Genomic DNA, 16,969 nt, shown 5'->3' with positions numbered 1-16,969 from the left:
CGGGGGGCTGGTCTGCCGTCTTTGTGGGGCGGGGCCGGGGGGGTGGTCCAATTCAATGCATTGGCAGGACCGATGCCGAAATGCTATCGGTTGCCATGCTGTCAAGAAAACTTCGCTATTTCATCGCCGTCGCGGAAGACGAACATTTCGGCCGTGCGGCGCTGCGCCTGGGCATTGCGCAGCCCGCGCTGAGCCGCCAGGTGCGCCTGCTTGAGGCAGAGCTGGGCTTTGCCCTGTTCGAGCGCCTGCCCCGGGGCGTGCGGCTGACCCGCGCCGGCCAGGTGATGCTGGCCGAGATGAAGGAGGTGGAGCAGCGCCTGCAATCGGGCATCGGGCGGGCGCGGCAGGCAGCGGCGGGGCGCCATGGCATCCTGCGGCTGGGGCTGATCGAAAGCGCGGCCTGGCACGGGCTGGTGCCGGATGCGCTGCGCGCCTACCGCCAGGCCACGCCAGAGGCCGATGTGACCCTGTCGACCATGGCCCATGCCCCCCTGCTGGCCGCCCTGCGCCGGAATGAGGTCGATGCGGCGATCCTCTATAACCCGCTTGGGGTGGCGGACCTGGTGTCGATCTGCCTGGCGCGGATTCCCATCGTCCTGGCCCTGCCAGAGGATTGCCCGCTGCTGGCCCTGCCGGAGCTGCACCTGCGTGATCTGAAGGGCTATCCGCTGGTCGGGTTCCAGCGCGCGGCCAGCCCCCGGCTGTTCGATGACCTGAGTGCGGCGCTATCCGCGGCCGGGTTCGCGCCCGGCTTCAACGCCGATCCGGTGAACGAGGCAGAGATGCTGGCGCTGGTGGGCATGGGATCGGGGCTGGGGCTGGCCAATGCCATGCAGGCCTGGCGCCCGCCCCATGGCGTGCGCTTTGCTCCGGTGCGCGATCTGAACGTGACCCAGGCGCTGCATGTGCTGCACCGGCAGGGCGATCGCTCGCCGCTTCTGGGGGGATTCCTTGAGGTGCTGCGCGCGCGGGCTGAACAGGCGGCGGCAGAGCAGGCGGGCTGACGGGCTGCTTCGGGGCGGCGGTTCGCCCAGGGTTCGCTGGACATAAGCGCCGGTATTGGACAAGCTTGCCCCATGACAGCCCATCCCCCGTCCCCCCTTGCGGCGCTGCCCCCGCTGCCGGGCCTGCCCGGTTGGCTGACGGCGCGGATGCCGGAAAGCCCTGAGAACGCGGCCTTTCTCTGCGGTGCCGGCCTTGCCCTGCTTGAGGGGCTGCTGGCGGATCCTGACGCTGCCGTGCCGCAGGCATTGCTGGCCAACCGCCTGGCGCTCAGCGCCTCTGCCGCGACCTCTGCCCTTGAGGGGCGTCTGGCGCAGGAGGGCGAGATCCGCGACGCCTATCACCTGACCCCGCCGGGAGAGGCCCCCGGCCCCGATGGCGATCTGCTGGTCTTCTGGCGCGCGGCGCTGAAGATCCGCCTTGGGACCAGGGGATGGCAGGCGGAGCTGGCCGATCTGGTCGGCCCCGGCCTGGGGCCCAACCTGGAGGGCTGGCTGGCCACGGCGCTCGATCAGCTGAAGACCCAGGGGCCGCTCACCGCCTGCGCCGGGATCATGCGCGCGGTGCTTCTGGCCGATGACCGCGCCGAAGGCATCGCCTGCCTCATGTCGGACGTGGTGCTGGCGCGCGCCCTGCGGCGCAGTCAGATCCTGCCGCTGACGGCCCTGCACCTGGCCAAGCGCGACCTGCGCGCGCTTGAGGGGACCGGGCCGGGGGCCGACCTGGCCCTCAGCCGCGCGCTCTTCCGCTCTGTCCGGGGTGCGATCGCGCTGTCACAGGACCTGTCCCGCCGGGCCGAGGCGCTGCGCCGCGTCGCGCCCAAGCTGCGCTCGAAGGCCTCCGACGCGGCGGTGGAGCTGTTCCTGAGCGAAGATGCCGTTGCCCCCTCTGGCATGCTGTCGCCGCGCATCCGGGGCACGTCCATTGCCATGACCGACCGCGCCGCGCGGCGGTTCTGCGACCGGCTGGTCAGCCTTGGCGTCGCGCGGGAGCTGACGGGCCGCCCGACCTTCCGCCTCTACGGAATCCTGCCATGACGAAGGGCGCGAAGACGGCCTCCGCCAGCGGCTCTGCGGATCCGCCGCCCTTTGATCGGGAGCTTGCCGATCTTGCGCCCGCGCAGCGCCGGCGCATCTGGATGGGCCGGATAGAGGCAGCGCTGTTCGCCAGCCCGGTGCCCATCCCGCCCCAGCACCTGGCGCGCATCGTCGGAGAGGGGGTCCCGCTCGCCGATCTGATCGAGGATATCCGGGCCGAGCTGACCGGGCGGCCCTATGTGCTGGCGCAGGTGCCGGGGGGCTGGGTCTTTCGCACCCGCACCGAGTTCGCCGAGGCGATCCTGGCGGTCAAACCGGCCTCTGAACGCGGCCTGGAGTTCACGGAGATGGAGATGGCCGTGCTCTGCGCCATTGCCTATCACCAGCCCATCGACCGCGCCGGGCTGGTGGCGATCTTCGGCAAGAAGGTCAGCCGCGACCTGCTTTCGCGCCTGCGCCTGAAATCGCTGATCGCCAGTGGCCCGCGATCCCCGCGCACCGGCGCGCCGCATACGTTCGTCACCACCGATACCTTCCTTGAGACCTTCGATCTGCAAAGTCTGCGCGACCTGCCGGAACTGCTGGTCAGCGGGGTCTCCCCCATCAGCGAAGGGCTGTGACGGCCCCGCGTTTAGCTGAAGATGCCCTGCAATTCCTGGATGAAGGCCAGCACCGCCGGGCGGATGGTGCCGCGCCGCCGGTAGACCGCGCAGACCGTGCGATCCCACGTGGGGGCGGTCATCTTCAGGGTCGTCAGGGCGTTCAGGGCGGTGTAGGTCGTGTACATGTTCGACCGGGTCAGGTAGCTCAGGTGATCCGATTGCAGCAGGATGCCGGCCAGGAAGGTGACCGATGTCGTCTCTACCGCGATGGCGGGCTTGGGCAGGCCGGCGCTGAGAAACAGCGCGTCCAGGCTGATCCGGTCCGGTTCCGGCCGGGGGGGCACCACCCAGGAAAAGGGCGTCAGATCGGCCAGCTCCACCCCGTCGCGATCCGCCAGCGGATGGGATTTGCCCACCACGATATCCATCGGTTCCTTGCGCAGCGGGGTCCATTCGTATTCGTCATGCAGGTGATCCACCGGCGGCACGGTCAGCACCACGTCCAGCTTGCCGGCATAAAGCGCCTCTAGCATGGCGTCGTTCAGCCCTTCGTGCACGATGATCTCCATATCCGGGCGGGCCGCCATGAAGCTTTGCACGGCGCGCGGCAGGAGGGAGCCCAGCACCGCCGCCATCGCCCCGACCTCAAGCGTGCCGCTGCGCACGCCGCGCAGCGCGTCCAGCTCATCCGCGGCTTCCTCTGTCAGCGAAAGGATCAGCTCTGCATAGCCCATCAGGCTTTCCCCGAAGACCGTCAGGCGCACGCCGTTCGGCCCCCGGTCCAGCAGCTTCAGGCCCAGCGATTGTTCCAGCGTGCGGATGCTCTTGCTGAGCGCGGGCTGCGTCAGGTTCAGCTTTTCGGCGGCCAGGCTGAAGCTGGAGAACCGCACGATGGTCACGAAGTGCCTGAGTTGACGCAATTCCATGGAAGATCCCCCGGGGTGGGTGCAATATAAGAATAAGTCATGATAGGGGCAATGATAGTTGTTTGACCCGCGCCGGCTCTGGCCGAATGCTGGGCGGGACAAGGAAAAAGGAACCCAGCAGGTGACAGTGATCGACTCCGTAGAAGCCCTGAAGCAAACCTTCCCGCCGGAGACGCGCTCCTTGCCGGGGATGCTGACCCAGCAGGCCCAGGCCCACCCGGACCGGCGGCTGGCCGTGTTCCGGCAGGAAAGCTGGACCTGCGCCGATGCGATGCGGATCGCGGCGCAGACGGCGGGGGCGCTGGCCGCAGCGGGGATCAAGCGCGGCGATCGCGTGGCGATCCTGGCGGGCAACCGGCCGGAGTTCCTGCGCCTTCTGCTGGGCTGCGGCTGGCTGGGCGCCATCGCGGTGCCGGTCAATACCGCCACGCGCGGGATGCAGTTCGAACATATCCTGAAGACCAGCGGCGCCTGCCTGCTGGTGATCGAAAAGGACCTGCTGCCGGCGCTGGATACCGTTACCGCCCCGGACCTGAAGTCCATCTGGGTGATCGACGGCGAAGAAACGGACGGCATCCGCCAGCCGCTGCCCGAGGGGGGCGAGGCGCTGCCTGCCGCCGATGTGCAGCCCAGCGAGACGCTGCTGATCCTCTTCACCTCCGGCACCACGGGGCCCTCGAAGGGGGTCTGCTGCCCCCATGCGCAGTTCTTCTGGTGGGGCTATCACACCGCCGCCCTGCTGGGCGTGACCGCGGATGACGTGCTGCTGACATCGCTGCCGCTGTTCCACACCAATGCCATGAACACCTGCTTCCAGGCCCTGCTGACCGGCGCCACCGTGGTGATCGAGCCGCGCTTCTCCGTGTCGAACTACTTTGCCGCGCTCGACAAGCACAAGGCGACGGTGACCTACCTGCTGGGCGCCATGGTCCCGATGCTGATGGCCCGCGCCGAGGGGCCGGAAACCCGGACCCACCGCTGCCGCATCGCCCTGGCCCCGGCCACGCCCGGCGACATGTTCGACAGTTTCCGCGAAAGGTTCGGCATCGGGCTGGTGGACGGCTACGGCGCGACAGAGACCAACTTTGTCATCGGCGCCACGCCCGATGAGCAGCGCAACGGCATGATGGGCAAGCTGCGCCCCGGCTTCGAGGCGCGCGTCGTGGATGAAAACGACCAGCCCGTGCCCCCGGGCGAGGCCGGCGAACTGTTGCTGCGCGCGGATGAGGCCAATGCCTTTTCCACCGGCTATTTCGGCATGCCCGAAAAGACGGTCGAGGCCTGGCAGAACCTCTGGTTCCACAGCGGCGACCGCGTAGTGCAGGAGCCCGATGGCTACTTCCGCTTCCTGGATCGCATGAAGGACGCGATCCGCCGCCGGGGCGAGAATATCTCTTCCTTCGAGGTGGAGCAGGTGCTGGTCAGCCATCCCGATGTGGCCAATGCCGCCGCCTTCCCCGTGCGCTCCGAACTGGCCGAGGACGAGGTGATGGCCGCCGTGGTCCTCAAGCCGGGCAAGAGCCTGACGCCGGAGGCGCTGCTGGATCACTGCACCCCCCGGATGCCCTATTTCGCCGTGCCGCGCTTCCTGGATTTCGTGGAGGCCCTGCCGACCACCGCCAATGGCAAGGTGACCAAGTTCCCGCTGCGCGAACAGGGCGTCGGCCCGCAGACCTGGGACCGGGACAAGGCCGGTTACGTGGTGGCGCGCAATGGCGCCCCCGCGCGCCCGAAGGTGGCAGGCTGATGGCCGGGCGACGCAAGCGGCAGGGCTATGACGGCGTGGTCCTGGCCGCGCCGGCAGGCATGGCCTATGAGCGGTTCTCCACGAAGACCGCCCATTGGTGGATCGCCGGGGCGCTGCGCAACTCCCTGAAGGCCGCCGGGCTGACACCTGGGGACGTGGACGGTTTCTCCGTCACCAGTTTCTCGCTTGGGCCGGACAGCGCGGTGGGGCTGACCCAGCACCTGGGGCTTACCCCGCGCTGGCTGGATCACATTCCCATGGGCGGTGCTGCGGGGCTGGTCGGTCTGCGCCGCGCCGCGCGGGCGGTCCAGGCCGGTGATGCGGATGTCGTGGCCTGCGTGGCGGGCGATGCCAATCACGTGGACAGTTTCCGCCGCAGCCTGTCGGGCTTTTCCCGCTTTGCCCAGGATGCTAGCTATCCCTATGGCGCGGGCGGGCCGAACAGCTGCTTCGCGCTGCTGACGGATCACTACATGACCGCCCATGGCGCGCAGCGCGAGGATTTCGGGCGCATCTGCGTGTCCCAGCGGGACAATGCCCTGCGCAATCCCAACGCGCTGATGAAGACTCCGCTGACGATGGAGCAATACATGAACGCGCGGATGATCTCTGATCCGATCGCGCTGTTTGATTGCGTCATGCCCTGCGCGGGGTCAGAGGCCTTCCTGGTGATGCGCGAAGAGGATGCGCAGGCCCAGGGCATTCCCTTCGCCCGCCTGACCGGCGCGATCGAGCGCCACAATGCCTTCCCCGAGGATCCGATCCAGGATCGCGGCGGCTGGGCCATGGATGTCGACGAGCTTTACCAGATGGCCGGCACGCGGCCGGAGCAGATCGACCTGCTTCAGACCTATGACGATTACCCGGTCATCTGCGTGATGCAGATCGAGGACCTGGGCTTCTGCGGCAAGGGCGAGGGGCCGGAATTCCTGCGCGCCCATGACCTGACGATCAAAGGCGATTTCCCGCATAACACCTCTGGCGGGCAGCTTTCGGGCGGACAGCCCGGTGCGGCCGGCGGCTTTATCGGGATTGTCGAGGCGATCCGCCAGGTGACCGGCCAGGCCGGTCCGACCCAGGTGGCGGGGGCGAAACAGGCCATGGTCTCGGGCTTCGGGATGATCAACTATGACCGAGGGCTGTGCACCGGCGCGGCCATTCTGACAGGGGAAGGCGCATGAGCGTTCCGATCGAGAGACCCGGCAAGAAGAACCCGCAGCTGCGCACCCCGGTGCCGACCCTGCCGCCGGTGCCGCGCAGCCGCGCCGCGCTTGGCCTGACGGCGGCGGCGGCAGAGGGGCGCTTCATGCTGCAGCACTGCGGCGAGTGCGGCGCTGTGCAATATCCGCCGCGCGATGCCTGCGGGAAATGCCTGTCCGGCGACCTGCGCTGGCAGGACACCGATCCCAACGGCCAGGTGATCGCCGAAAGCACCGTGCGCGTCTCCACCGCGCCCTATTTCCGCGAACGCGGCGACTGGCGGATCGGCACCGTGCGCCTTGCGGTCGGCGTCTCTGTCATGGCCTACCTGCATGGCGACGTGGAACAGGCCGGGCCCGTGCGGATGACCGCGCGGCTGGACCGGGCCGGGCAGGGCGTGCTGGTGGCCATGCCGCCCCGCGCGACCCCCAACATGGAGGATGACAAGATCCTGCGCGAAATGACATGCGATCCCCGGCACCGCCGGGTGCTGATCACCGATGCCCGTGCGCCCGATGCCCTGGCCCTGGCCAAGGCCTTCCTCGACGCCGGGGCCACAAAGGTCTTCATGGGTGAATCCGAGCAATGGCGCGGCCACGCCGAACGCGCCGCCCTTTCCGCGCTGGAGGGGGTGGAGATCCTGCCGCTGGACGTGACCGACACCCGCTCAGTCCAGGAGCTGGCCGGCCAGATCGGCGGCAAGACGGATATCCTGGTCAACAATGCCCGCTTCATCCGGCCCGGCGGGCTGTTCGCGCGCGGCGACGTGACCTTTGCCCGCGACGAGATGGAAGTGAACTACTTCGGCCTGATGCGCCTGGCCCAGGTCTTTGGTCCGGCGATGGCCGGGCGCGGGGCCGACGGGGTCAATAACGCCGTGGCCTGGGTCAACCTGCTGTCGGTCCATGCGCTGTCCAACCTGCCCCAGATCGGCCCCTTCGCGGCCTCGCAAGCGGCGGCGCTGTCGCTCTCCCAGGCCCTGCGGGCCGAGGTGCACGGCGGCGGGCTGCGGGTGATGAACGTCTTCAGCGGCCCGACCGAGGATGCCTGGCACCAGCCGCTGCCACCGCCCAAGGTCCAGCCCAAGGCCCTGGCACGCGCCGTGATCTCCGGTCTGCGCGGCGGGCTGGAAGAGGTCGCCGTGGGCGATGTGGCCAAGGACATGCTGGCGCGCTGGCGCGAGGATCCGAAAGTACTGGAATACGAATTGACCCGCATGGGTGGAGGTGACGCATGACCGAAGACGCACAGGGGGCAACCGCCATGCTGGCAGATCTGGCCACCGCACTGGTCAGCGGCGACGTGGACGTGGTCGACCTGACCCATACGCTGGACCCGGATTTCCCGGTCATCGTCCTGCCGCCGGAATTCGGCCAATGCGCGCGCTTCCGGATGGAGGAAATCTCGGCCTACGATCACCGGGGCCCGGCGTGGAAATGGCACAATTTCACCTGCTCGGAACATACCGGCACCCATTTCGATGCGCCCTCCCACTGGATCAGCGGCCGCGACGTGCCCAATGGTGCCGTGGATGAGATCGCGCCGGAACGCTTCGTCGGTCCGGTCTGCGTGATCGACTGCTCCGAAGGCGCCGCCGCGGACGAGGATTTCGAGCTGACGCCGCAGGTGATCCTGGACTGGGAAGCCACCCATGGCCGCATTCCGAAGGATTCCTGGGTGCTGATGCGGACCGACTGGTCCCGGCGGCGCGGAGAGGCCTACCTGAACATGAAGGACGATGGCCCCCATTCCCCGGGCCCGGTGCCTGCGGCGGTGGAGCTGCTGGTGCATGAGCGCGGCATTCGCGGCTTTGGCACCGAAACCGTGGGGACGGACGCCGGGCAGGGGTCGCATTACACGCCGCCCTATCCCGCGCACCACATCCTGCACGGGGCCGGGCGCTACGGGCTGCAATGCCTCGCCAACCTGGACCTGCTGCCGCCCCGGGGCGCGATGCTGCTGGCCGCGCCGCTCAAGATCCGCAACGGCACGGGCAGCCCCCTGCGCGTACTGGCGCTGGTGCCGCGCGCCGGCTGAGGCCTGATTGGCAGAGGGCGGCTGACCGGCTGCCCTCTGCCAGCCCCCCCCCTGCCAGCACCCTCTGCCATGTCCATTGCCCTGCACACTCAAAGTGTGTATATTTCGGGCACCGGCAAGGAGTGCCCCCCCAATGACCACGATGACCCCCACGACCCGCAGCGCCGAAAAGCAACGCACCAATATCACCGTGGATGCCCGCACGCTGACGCAGGCGCGGGCGCTGAACCTGAATGTCTCTGCCATCAGCGAAGCGGCGCTGGCCCGGGCCGTGCGCGAGGCCGCGGCAGAAAGCTGGGCGGCGGAAAACGCCGCTGCGCTCAGGGAACGCCGGGACTGGATCGCCGCCAATGGCACGCCGCTGGCGGCCTACCAGGTGCTGAAGACCGACTGATGCAATTCCATGTCTACCGCCTGCCCGGTGGCCAGCTTGTCCTCGACCTGCAGGCGGACCTGATGGAGACCGGCACAAGGGTTGTCGCGCCCCTGATCCCCGAAGGGGAGGGCCCCCGGCCCTTCACCCGGCTTGAGCCGATCCTGCAGGTCGCGGGACAGGCCCATGTCCTGCATACGGCCGAAATGGCGGCCGTGCCCGGCCACCTGCTGAAATCCGCGCCCCTGGCCGACCTCAGCGCGCAGGATTACGAGATCCGCGGCGCGCTCGACATGGTCTTCTCCGGCTTCTAGGCCTGCCCGGCACGCCCTGCATCGCGCAGCCGGAAAAAATCCTAAACGCTGAACAGGTCGCGGCTGGTGGCATAGGCGCCCCCACCGACGCGGGTGATCACGTCCAGCTCCTGCTGGATGAAGCGCCCGTCGGCATCCACGGCCGTGCTGCGCACGAAAAGCCCCAGGATGGAGCCGATGATCACGTCCCGTGCCGGCCCCAGCTCGATCGAGGAATGCAGGCGGCACTCCATCGCCAGCGGCGCCGTCAGGATGCGCGGCACGTCGATGTTCTGCCCGGATGTCACCGGCAGGCCGGACAGGCTCAGCTCATCGACATCCGGCTCCACCGGGGCGCCGCAGGCATCCATCTGGGCGGCCAGGGCCACATCGGCGATATGCACGGTGAAAACCCCGGTCTCCAGGATGTTCTGCGCCGTATCCTTGCGCCGCCCATCCAGGCGCGGCTCGATCCCCACGGCCAGCGTGGCCGGATCGTGGCTGAGCAGCCCGAAGAAGGAAAAGGGCGCGGCATTGGCCACGCCGGCCGCACTGCGCGTGGTGATAAAGGCGATGGGCCGCGGGGTGATCGCATTGGCCATGATCCTGTAGCGCTCAACCGGTTCGAAGGCGGCGAAATCGTAATAGGTGTGATCCAAGAGAGGGGTCCTTCAGGGCAGTCAGAGAAACGCGAAGATCCGGGCAGGCGCGAACCGGGCACACAGGGGGCGGGCAAGAGGCCCACAAGAACCGCAGCCGGACGATCCCAGGCACCAGCCCCATTTTGAACGGCCGCAACAGCAGGGCCGGGACCTGCGCACCCGCGACGCCCGCCCTTGGTAGAGCCCCTTTGCCTGCTCCTCAAGACCCCCTCCGGGAAATCCCCAATCACGCGGCCCCCGCCTTTCTTCTTGCCGAAAAACTCTGGGGGGAACGAAACCGGGGGGCATCGAGCCCCCCAGTTTCGTGGGGGGCAAAGCCCCCCGCCAGCACTTAACACAAGCCTAACACCCCGTTCGCCGCGCACCGGCGCAATACCGACGTGATACCGACGCAAAACAGACGCCGCACCGACGGCCATTCCAGGCCCTTTCCGCGGCCCCAGGACCCCCTCGGACAGCGCGCCTTGCGGCCCCCGCCCAAGCCGGGAGTCCCCGGCCCAGCAAGCCCACACCGCCCGCCAAAGAGCACCGTGGGCCTGCCGCTCTTCTGCAAAACCGCCCAAATTTGGAGCGGGTCCGGGGATTTTTCTGGCGGGTTCTCAGGGGCCAGCGCCGATTTGCACGGGCACTCCACCGCACCTGAATCCCTTATATTTCAGGGCTCTAGAGAATCCTCCCGAAAACCCTCGCCCCCCTTGCCAGCGCGAATGAATCCGCTGCATGATGAGGATAATAAATATGAATTTCCGGAATGTGCCCCTCTGCGGTCAGGATGGTCTCAGGATAAAGGAACGCATCATGACCCATGTAGACAAGGCCTTGACCGGCGCCCCGGCTGAGACGGTTGATTTCTCCCGCCTGACCGAGACTCCGGAATTCACCCATCTTCTCGAGGTTCTGGAAGCCCGCCGGGATGAGTTCGAAACCCTGCGCCATGTCCCCCGCGACGTGATCGACCTCATGAAAAAGGCCAGGATCTTCCGCTCTGCCACGCCGAAGAAATTCGGCGGTGACGCCATGGCGCCGCATCATTTCCTGAAGATGGTCGACAAGATCGGCACCGTCGATGGCTCCGCTGCATGGGTCTCGGCCTTCGGGTCGGCCAATACCTATACCGCGGCACTCTGCGAAGAGGCCCAGGCGGTGATGTACGCCGATGGTCCCGACCAGGTCTTTGCCGGCGGTCTGCACCCGGTGCAGGAGGCCACGCGGGTCGAGGGCGGCTGGAATGTCTCGGGCCGCTGGAAGTTCGCCTCTGGTTGCATGGGCGCTGACTGGATCGGTGTCGGCATCGCCGGTGCGCCCCAGGGCGGAGAGGATACGCCCACCGTCATGATGGCCGTCGCCCCCGCGCAAGAGGTTGACATCATTGAGACCTGGGAAGTCTCGGGCATGCAGGGCACCGGCAGCCACGACACCACGGTCAAGGACAAGTTCTACGCCGACATGTGGATCTGCGAACGCGGCGCGCCGGGCGTGATCGACGAGCCGCTCTACAAGTACCCCGCCATGGCCTACCAGGCGCAGGTCCACGCGGCCTGCAACCTGGGCCTGGCCCGGGCGGCCATCGAATACGCCAAGTCCGTCTCCGGCGCGGCCAAGATCAACGTGGGTCATGCGCGCCTGTGCGACCGCCCCTATTTCCTGACCGGCATCGCGGAATGCGAAGCCAAGCTGCGCTCCATCCGCGCCTTCTTCTACGAGGCCGCCGAAGAGGCATGGGACAGCCTGATGAAGGGTGACCCGGTGCCGCTTGACCAGGTCAACATGCTGCGCCTGAGCGCCACCACCGCGGCCCTCAAGGGTGCCGAAGTGGTCCAGCAGGCCTACCGGATTGCCGGCATGGGCGTGATCAGCAAGAAAAGCCCGATGCAGCGCCACCTGCGCGATGCCATGGTCGTGACGCAGCACGCTGCCGTCACCGAAATGACCATGGAAAGCGCGGGCCGGGTGCTGGCGGGGCTGGACGCGCCGCGCGGCTACCCCTGAGCCGGGAAAAGGGGCAGGGCGCATGGACAACAAGACCCTTCTGAGGTTCGACCTGAACCTGATCAAGGTCTTCCTTGCGGTCTGGGAAAGCGGCAACCTGACCCAGGCTGCCGGTCGGCTGGGCCTGACCCAGCCCGCCGTCAGCCATGCCCTGCGCCGCCTGCGCGACGAATTCGACGATCCGCTTTTCGTGCGCTCCGGCAACGGGATGGAGCCCACGCAGATGGCCGTCACCCTGCGCGCCTCTTTCGAGGAGGCGCTGCGGCTGGTGGCGGATACCATGCAGGCGACAACCCGGTTTGATCCGGCCACGGCGGAACGCCAGTTCCGCGTGGCCATGACCGACACCGGCGAATTCGTCATCCTGCCGCGCCTGCTGGCGGCCCTTCAGAAGGTGGCGCCGGGCGTTCGGGTCCAGTCCACCCGGGTGCCGCCCGACACGATCGCCTCTGCCCTGCGCACGGGGCAGGTGGATGCGGCCATCGGCTACCAGCCGCGCCTGCTTGAGACCAGCTGCCAGGGCTGGCCGGTGATGAAGGACCGGATCATCTGCCTGTTCCGCGCGGGTCATCCCCTGTGCGGGCAGGACTGGACGCCGGCCAGCTTTGCCGGCCTGTCCTTCCTGGACGTCGGGCAGGATGCCACCGGCTACCGCATGGCGCGGGAACGGATTGCCGAACTGGGCGTGCCCTACCGGGTCGTCGCCCAGGTCGATCACTTCACCATCGTGCCGGAGATCATCCGGCGCACTGATTTCGTTGCGCTCTTTCCGCATTCGGTCTGCGCGCTGATGAACCGGCATGGCGAGTTCGGGTTTGCCGAACTGCCCTTCGACGTGTCCGGTTTCGATGTGAACTTCTGGGTCCACGAGAGCTTTGCCTCCGACCCCGGCCTGACCTGGTTGCACGGGTTGCTGGCCGAAACAGTGGAGATGTCAGTATGACCAACGACAGCCTTTCCGACGCGACCATCACGCGTGAGCAGTTCCGCGAGGCCATGGGGCTATTCCCCGGCGCGGTGACCCTGATCACCGCCGGAGAGGGCGCGGCCCGGCGCGGCCTGACCGCAACCGCCGTCTGTTCGCTGACGGACAGCCCGCCCAGCCTGCTGGTCTGCGTGAACGCCGGCACAGAGACCTGCGCCGCGATCCGTGAGACCGGAAAGTTCAGCGTTCAACTATTGTCTGACGAGGCCGAGGGGCTTGCCCTGCATTTCGCCGGTGCAAAGGGCGCGCGCGGTGCGGAGAAGTTCCGCGAGGGCGCCTGGGAGACCTGTGGATCCGGCCTGCCGCGGCTTGGCTCTGCCCTGGCCTCCATCGCCTGCGAGGTCACCAGCGACAGCCTGAACGGCAGTCACCGGGTCTTCATCGGCAAGATCACGGATGTGCGGCTGGCCCCGGAACGCGGCGCACTGGTCTATGCGCGCTCCAGGTTCCACGCGCTGGCGGCGGAGTGATCCGCCCGGGGCTGCCTGGGGCAGCCCCGAAGGTTCAATCGTTGAACCAATCGTCATCCATCTCCGGCAAGGGGATGGCCGACAGCAGTTTCCGGGTCACCTCGGATTGCGGATTCTCGAAGACCTCGGCCACGGGGCCGGCGTCCACGATCTCTCCGTGGTTCAGCACCACCACGTTGTCGCAGAGGTGACGGATCACCGAGAGGTCGTGGCTGATGAAAGCGACCGTCAGCCCCATTTCTTCTGCCAGCTGCTTGAGCAGCATCAGCACCTGAGCCTGGCTTGAGACATCGAGGCCCGAGACGATCTCATCCGCCAGGATGAAGCGCGGCTCAAGCGCGATGGCGCGGGCGATGCCGACGCGCTGACGCTGGCCACCGGACAGCTGGTGCGGGTAGCGATCGGCGAAGGCGGCGGGCAGGCCGACGCGGGCCAGGGCCTCTGTCGCCTGTGCCTTGGTGCCACCGCGCCCGTAGCGCTTGAGCGGCTGGGCGATCAGCCGCCAGACCCGGTGGCGCGGGTTGAGAGAGGACATCGGGTCCTGGAAGATCATCTGCAGATCGCGGCGCAGGGGCAGGATCGCCTCTTCATCCAGGGTGGCGATATCCTTGCCGTCAAAGAGCACCTGGCCGGAATCGGGATCGAGCAGCCGCACGAGCACCCGCCCGAAGGTGGATTTGCCCGATCCGGATTCACCCACGATTCCGGTGATCCGGCCCTCGGGGATGTCCAGCGTCAGGCCTTTCAGCACCTCGATCCGGGGGGCGGGGCCGAAGAGCGGCTTGTTGCCCCGGTCCGGGAAGGACAGGTGCAGGTCACGGATGGAGAACAGCGCAGTCATCGTTTCTTTCCCTGCCAAAGGGCATCGTCCCGGGCGACCTGGGCGTGCAGCTCTGCGATCAGCTCCGTGGGGACGGGGCTGAACGGCCGATCAAGGTCAGCCGAGCTGGGCGTCGCGGCGATCAGCGCGCGGGTATAGGGATGGGCCGGGTTGGTGAAGACCTCCCGCGTGGGGGCGTCTTCCATCACCTTGCCGGCAAAGAGCACCGTCACCTGCTGGGAGATCTTGGCAACCACGCCCATGTCGTGGGTCACGAAGAGGACGGCGGTGCCGGTTTCCTTCTGCAGCTCGCGGATCAGCTTCAGGATTTCCTTCTGCACGGTCACGTCGAGCGCGGTGGTGGGTTCATCCGCGACGATCAGCCGGGGCGAGGGCGCGAAGGCTGCCGCGATGAGGATCCGCTGGCGCATCCCGCCGGAAAGCTCATGCGGGTAGCTTTGCATCACCCGTTCGGGCGCGCGGATGTGCACGCGCTCCAGCAGTTCCAGCGCGCGGGCCCGGGCGCGGTCCTTTTCCCAGCCGCGGATACGGATCAGCGGATCGACGATCTGCGGACCGATCTTGCGCAGCGGGTTCAGCGCCGTCAGCGGATCCTGAGGGATCAGCGCCGTGATCTCGGCCACCGTCTTGCGGCGGGTCCAGGGGGTCATCATGTTCAGGTGCTGACCTTCCAGGATGATCTCACCCTGGGTGATCTTCAGCGTGTCGGGCAGGATGCCAAGCACGGTCTTGCCGATCATCGACTTGCCCGCGCCGCTTTCGCCCACCAGCGCGCGGACCTCGCCCGGTTCCAGCTTCAGGGAGACGTCGCGCAGCAGGCGGACGCCATTGGGCAGCGCGATGGAGAGGTTGATGATCTCCAGCGCGTGGCGGTGTTGTGTCTGTTGGCTCATTGCAGCACCGGATCGAAACGTTTCTTCAGGCCTTCGCCCAGGGTTGAGAAGCTGAGCACGCTGAAGAACAGCGCGATCAGCGGGAACAGCAGCACCCACCAGGCAAAGTGGATGGCACCGCGCCCCTCGGCGATCATCGAGCCCCAGGTGGGGTCGTCGGAGGAAATCGAGAGGTTCACGAAGCTCAGGATCGCCTCGACGATGATGGCGATGCCCATTTCCAGCATCAGCAGGGCGATGATGGTGGGCAGCACGTTGGGCAGGATTTCGGTGACCAGCGTGGCCAGGCGGCGCGCGCCGCCGATGCGGGCGCTGTCAACGTAGTCCATGCGCGCCTGAACCATGGTCTCTGCCCGGATGACACGCGCGAAGCGGGTCCAGTCGATCAGGGCGATGGCGGCAATGACCGAGGTGAGGCCGGTACCCATGACGGCCACCAGCAGCACGGCGAACAGCACCGGCGGGAAGGCCATCCAGATATCGACCAGACGCGAGATCACGCGATCCCACCAGCCGCCGTAATAGCCGGCCAGCAGGCCAAGGGCAGAGCCGAAGAGGCAGGTGGTGGTCGCCGCGATGACGCTGACGAAGAGCGCGATGCGGGCGCCGTAGATCATCCGGGACAGCACGTCGCGGCCCAGGCTGTCCGTGCCCAGCCAGAAACCGGGTTCGGAGCCGTCCATGAAGAAGGGGGGCAGGCGCTCCATCATCAGGTCCTGCATCAGCGGGTCCTGCGGGGCGACCAGCGGCGCGAAGACGGCCGCGCAGATCAGGATCACGATCCAGGTCAGCGGCAGCCAGAGGCGCAGGTTCAGGCCCTGGCCAGCGCGACTGCGGGGGGAGGCGGTGACATCAGCCATGACGGAGCCTCGGGTTCAGAAGGGTGTAGGAGAGATCGACGGCAAGGTTGATCACGATGAAGAGCGCGGCGAAGAGCATCACGATACCCTGGATCAGCGGCAGGTCCCGGTTGATCACCGCGTCGATGGCCATATTGCCAAGGCCTTCGTAGGCAAACAGCCGTTCGACGATCACGGTGCCGCCGATCAGGAAGGTGAACTGCACCCCCACCAGCGCCAGCGTGGGCAGTGCGGCGTTGCGCAGCGCCTCGCGCAGGATCACGGCGGTTTCGGTGAAGCCGCGCACCCGGGTCAGGGTGGTGTAATCCTTCAGCAGCTCTTCCTTCAGGTTCTGCTTGAGAAGCTGGGCGATCATGGCCGCCAAGGGCAGTGCCAGCGACATGGCCGGCATCAGCATGTGCCCAAGGGTGGAGCCGACGACATCGAAACGCCCGCGCAGCAGCCCCTCCAGCACGTAATAGTTGGTGGTGAAATCGAACTCGATCCGGGGATCGATGCGGCCGGAGATCGACAGCACCGGCCAGAGCACCCCGAAGAGCAGCACGAAGATCAGACCCCAGAGGAAATCCGGGATCGAGAGCACCGCGCCGCTGGACAGGTCCAGCCCGACCTCGGTCGCGGAATTGCGGCGGCGTGCGCCAAGCACGGCCACGAAGCCGCCAAGCGCAACGGCGATGAACAGCGCCATGACCGAAAGCTCAAGCGTGGCGGGCAGGCGGCTTAGCACCAGTTCCGACACCGGGCGGCGCAGGGTGATCGAGGTTCCGAAGTCCCCCTGCACCACGCCGCTCAGCCAGATGACGAACTGGTGTGGCAGGCTTTTGTCAAAGCCGTAAAGCGCGGTGAGATTGGCGATGTCCTGTTCGGTGGCACCGGGGGGAAGCATCATGGCAATGGGGTTGCCGGGGGCAACGCGGACAAGCGTAAAGACAACGACGGCCACACCGAACAGGGTGATGGCCGTGGTCAGCAACCGGATCAGAACGGTTCTGAGCAGCATGGGATCCTCGGGAATTCTGGGGCCCGGTCCGAAGGGGCGGACCGGGCCAGCC

General features: G+C 67.4%; 18 protein-coding genes. 12 read left to right on the top strand and 6 right to left on the bottom strand.

The genetic code is table 11. The annotated features are described in order from the left end of the window. The first annotated feature begins 95 nt into the window (after positions 1–95). The 3 genes from HCZ97_RS08090 to HCZ97_RS08080 all read left to right on the top strand — a co-directional run bounded on the left by HCZ97_RS08090 (position 96) and on the right by HCZ97_RS08080 (position 2,659). Positions 96–1,004, top strand: coding sequence for a LysR substrate-binding domain-containing protein (locus tag HCZ97_RS08090; protein WP_217701748.1), 909 nt, complete (start codon positions 96–98; stop codon positions 1,002–1,004). 72 nt (positions 1,005–1,076) lie between these two features. Then, on the top strand, positions 1,077–2,039 hold the full coding sequence (locus HCZ97_RS08085; RefSeq protein WP_167688187.1) for a DUF1403 family protein: 963 nt from the start codon (positions 1,077–1,079) through the stop codon (positions 2,037–2,039). After that, a complete protein-coding gene (locus tag HCZ97_RS08080) occupies positions 2,036–2,659 on the top strand; it encodes an SMC-Scp complex subunit ScpB (protein WP_167688186.1) in 624 nt (207 codons plus the stop codon). The genes HCZ97_RS08085 and HCZ97_RS08080 overlap by 4 nt, the downstream gene beginning before the upstream one ends. 11 nt (positions 2,660–2,670) lie before the next feature. Here the strand turns inward: HCZ97_RS08080 and HCZ97_RS08075 are convergent, their stop codons facing one another. Continuing rightward, positions 2,671–3,567 carry a LysR family transcriptional regulator gene (locus HCZ97_RS08075; RefSeq protein WP_167688185.1) on the bottom strand — a complete coding sequence of 299 codons (897 nt, stop codon included), beginning with the start codon at positions 3,565–3,567 and terminating at the stop codon, positions 2,671–2,673. 121 nt (positions 3,568–3,688) lie between these two features. On the opposite strand from HCZ97_RS08075, the gene HCZ97_RS08070 reads away from it, so the two are divergent. From HCZ97_RS08070 to HCZ97_RS08045, 6 genes are all read left to right on the top strand, one after another. Further along, positions 3,689–5,314, top strand: coding sequence for an ATP-dependent acyl-CoA ligase (locus tag HCZ97_RS08070; protein WP_217701747.1), 1,626 nt, complete (start codon positions 3,689–3,691; stop codon positions 5,312–5,314). Then, on the top strand, positions 5,314–6,495 hold the full coding sequence (locus HCZ97_RS08065) for a thiolase family protein (protein ID WP_167688184.1): 1,182 nt from the start codon (positions 5,314–5,316) through the stop codon (positions 6,493–6,495). The genes HCZ97_RS08070 and HCZ97_RS08065 overlap by 1 nt, the downstream gene beginning before the upstream one ends. Further along, the gene (locus HCZ97_RS08060) at positions 6,492–7,751 is read left to right on the top strand and encodes an SDR family NAD(P)-dependent oxidoreductase (RefSeq protein WP_167688183.1); all 1,260 of its coding nucleotides are present in this window, start codon (positions 6,492–6,494) and stop codon (positions 7,749–7,751) included. The genes HCZ97_RS08065 and HCZ97_RS08060 overlap by 4 nt, the downstream gene beginning before the upstream one ends. Then, positions 7,748–8,551, top strand: coding sequence for a cyclase family protein (locus tag HCZ97_RS08055; RefSeq protein ID WP_167688182.1), 804 nt, complete (start codon positions 7,748–7,750; stop codon positions 8,549–8,551). Before HCZ97_RS08060 ends, HCZ97_RS08055 begins: the two co-directional genes overlap by 4 nt. A gap of 133 nt (positions 8,552–8,684) precedes the next feature. After that, positions 8,685–8,945, top strand: a complete 261-nt coding sequence (locus HCZ97_RS08050; RefSeq protein ID WP_254871417.1) for a type II toxin-antitoxin system CcdA family antitoxin — start codon at positions 8,685–8,687, stop codon at positions 8,943–8,945. After that, the gene (locus tag HCZ97_RS08045; RefSeq protein ID WP_254871416.1) at positions 8,945–9,238 is read left to right on the top strand and encodes a CcdB family protein; all 294 of its coding nucleotides are present in this window, start codon (positions 8,945–8,947) and stop codon (positions 9,236–9,238) included. Before HCZ97_RS08050 ends, HCZ97_RS08045 begins: the two co-directional genes overlap by 1 nt. 41 nt (positions 9,239–9,279) lie before the next feature. On the opposite strand, the gene HCZ97_RS08040 is transcribed toward HCZ97_RS08045, so the two are convergent. Further along, on the bottom strand, positions 9,280–9,876 hold the full coding sequence (locus tag HCZ97_RS08040; RefSeq protein WP_217701746.1) for a flavin reductase family protein: 597 nt from the start codon (positions 9,874–9,876) through the stop codon (positions 9,280–9,282). A gap of 801 nt (positions 9,877–10,677) precedes the next feature. On the opposite strand from HCZ97_RS08040, the gene HCZ97_RS08035 reads away from it, so the two are divergent. From HCZ97_RS08035 to HCZ97_RS08025, 3 genes are read left to right on the top strand one after another with little or no spacing between them, the layout of a single operon-like run. Then, entirely contained in the window at positions 10,678–11,868 is a 1,191-nt protein-coding gene (locus HCZ97_RS08035; protein WP_167688181.1) for an acyl-CoA dehydrogenase family protein, read from the top strand. Positions 11,869–11,890: 22 nt separating this feature from the next. Next, positions 11,891–12,811 carry a LysR family transcriptional regulator gene (locus tag HCZ97_RS08030; protein WP_167688180.1) on the top strand — a complete coding sequence of 307 codons (921 nt, stop codon included), beginning with the start codon at positions 11,891–11,893 and terminating at the stop codon, positions 12,809–12,811. Continuing rightward, complete coding sequence (locus tag HCZ97_RS08025) at positions 12,808–13,323, top strand: flavin reductase family protein (protein WP_167688179.1); 516 nt, start codon at positions 12,808–12,810, stop codon at positions 13,321–13,323. The genes HCZ97_RS08030 and HCZ97_RS08025 overlap by 4 nt, the downstream gene beginning before the upstream one ends. A gap of 34 nt (positions 13,324–13,357) precedes the next feature. Here HCZ97_RS08025 and HCZ97_RS08020 read toward each other — a convergent pair whose 3' ends face one another. The 4 genes from HCZ97_RS08020 to HCZ97_RS08005 are packed head-to-tail and all read right to left on the bottom strand — an operon-like array spanning position 13,358 to position 16,917. Next, a complete protein-coding gene (locus tag HCZ97_RS08020) occupies positions 13,358–14,164 on the bottom strand; it encodes an ABC transporter ATP-binding protein (RefSeq protein WP_167688178.1) in 807 nt (268 codons plus the stop codon). Then, positions 14,161–15,057, bottom strand: a complete 897-nt coding sequence (locus tag HCZ97_RS08015) for an ABC transporter ATP-binding protein (RefSeq protein ID WP_167688177.1) — start codon at positions 15,055–15,057, stop codon at positions 14,161–14,163. The genes HCZ97_RS08020 and HCZ97_RS08015 overlap by 4 nt, the downstream gene beginning before the upstream one ends. Then, positions 15,054–15,917, bottom strand: a complete 864-nt coding sequence (locus HCZ97_RS08010) for an ABC transporter permease (protein ID WP_167688176.1) — start codon at positions 15,915–15,917, stop codon at positions 15,054–15,056. The genes HCZ97_RS08015 and HCZ97_RS08010 overlap by 4 nt, the downstream gene beginning before the upstream one ends. Next, positions 15,910–16,917 carry an ABC transporter permease gene (locus tag HCZ97_RS08005; protein ID WP_167688175.1) on the bottom strand — a complete coding sequence of 336 codons (1,008 nt, stop codon included), beginning with the start codon at positions 16,915–16,917 and terminating at the stop codon, positions 15,910–15,912. Before HCZ97_RS08005 ends, HCZ97_RS08010 begins: the two co-directional genes overlap by 8 nt. Positions 16,918–16,969: the final 52 nt, after the last annotated feature.

This window comes from Pseudooceanicola sp. HF7 (assembly GCF_011806405.1).
GTDB lineage: Bacteria > Pseudomonadota > Alphaproteobacteria > Rhodobacterales > Rhodobacteraceae > Pseudooceanicola.
Note: the sequence above shows the minus strand (reverse complement) of the source record. Positions and strands in the feature narration are given on the sequence as shown.

Bases quoted from the DNA above. Each gene is read 5' to 3' on its own strand.
- HCZ97_RS08090 (WP_217701748.1), top strand. From the start codon at position 96: ATGCTGTCAAGAAAACTTCGCTATTTCATCGCCGTCGCGGAAGACGAA.
- HCZ97_RS08085 (WP_167688187.1), top strand. From the start codon at position 1,077: ATGACAGCCCATCCCCCGTCCCCCCTTGCGGCGCTGCCCCCGCTGCCG.
- HCZ97_RS08080 (WP_167688186.1), top strand. From the start codon at position 2,036: ATGACGAAGGGCGCGAAGACGGCCTCCGCCAGCGGCTCTGCGGATCCG.
- HCZ97_RS08075 (WP_167688185.1), bottom strand. From the start codon at position 3,567: ATGGAATTGCGTCAACTCAGGCACTTCGTGACCATCGTGCGGTTCTCC.
- HCZ97_RS08065 (WP_167688184.1), top strand. From the start codon at position 5,314: ATGGCCGGGCGACGCAAGCGGCAGGGCTATGACGGCGTGGTCCTGGCC.
- HCZ97_RS08060 (WP_167688183.1), top strand. From the start codon at position 6,492: ATGAGCGTTCCGATCGAGAGACCCGGCAAGAAGAACCCGCAGCTGCGC.
- HCZ97_RS08055 (WP_167688182.1), top strand. From the start codon at position 7,748: ATGACCGAAGACGCACAGGGGGCAACCGCCATGCTGGCAGATCTGGCC.
- HCZ97_RS08050 (WP_254871417.1), top strand. From the start codon at position 8,685: ATGACCACGATGACCCCCACGACCCGCAGCGCCGAAAAGCAACGCACC.
- HCZ97_RS08045 (WP_254871416.1), top strand. From the start codon at position 8,945: ATGCAATTCCATGTCTACCGCCTGCCCGGTGGCCAGCTTGTCCTCGAC.
- HCZ97_RS08035 (WP_167688181.1), top strand. From the start codon at position 10,678: ATGACCCATGTAGACAAGGCCTTGACCGGCGCCCCGGCTGAGACGGTT.
- HCZ97_RS08030 (WP_167688180.1), top strand. From the start codon at position 11,891: ATGGACAACAAGACCCTTCTGAGGTTCGACCTGAACCTGATCAAGGTC.
- HCZ97_RS08025 (WP_167688179.1), top strand. From the start codon at position 12,808: ATGACCAACGACAGCCTTTCCGACGCGACCATCACGCGTGAGCAGTTC.
- HCZ97_RS08020 (WP_167688178.1), bottom strand. From the start codon at position 14,164: ATGACTGCGCTGTTCTCCATCCGTGACCTGCACCTGTCCTTCCCGGAC.
- HCZ97_RS08015 (WP_167688177.1), bottom strand. From the start codon at position 15,057: ATGAGCCAACAGACACAACACCGCCACGCGCTGGAGATCATCAACCTC.
- HCZ97_RS08010 (WP_167688176.1), bottom strand. From the start codon at position 15,917: ATGGCTGATGTCACCGCCTCCCCCCGCAGTCGCGCTGGCCAGGGCCTG.
- HCZ97_RS08005 (WP_167688175.1), bottom strand. From the start codon at position 16,917: ATGCTGCTCAGAACCGTTCTGATCCGGTTGCTGACCACGGCCATCACC.